1 pseudogene is annotated in these 225 nt (G+C 56.0%); it reads left to right on the top strand.

What is annotated here, in order from left to right:
- Nucleotides 1-225, top strand: a pseudogene (locus KKO72_RS21425) (IS110 family transposase); the annotation flags it as partial.

The following is a 225-nucleotide window of genomic DNA, read 5'->3' as shown; positions in this document are numbered from 1 at the left end:
GAAGAAGCAGATTAAACGTGAACAAATGGCCGCATTTTTTGCCAACATGCCGCCTACTCTGATCGGAATGGAGGCGTGTGGCAGCGCCCACCACTGGGCCCGAAAGTTGCAGAACATGGGTCACACCGTTAAGTTGATGGCCCCACAGTTCGTCAAGCCTTACGTGAAGACCAACAAGAACGATGTGGCCGACGCTGAGGCGATCTGCGAAGCGGTCACGCGCCC

The sequence above is a fragment of the Rhodoferax sp. U11-2br genome (genome assembly GCF_018619435.1).
GTDB lineage: Bacteria > Pseudomonadota > Gammaproteobacteria > Burkholderiales > Burkholderiaceae_C > Rhodoferax.
Note: the sequence above shows the minus strand (reverse complement) of the source record. Positions and strands in the feature narration are given on the sequence as shown.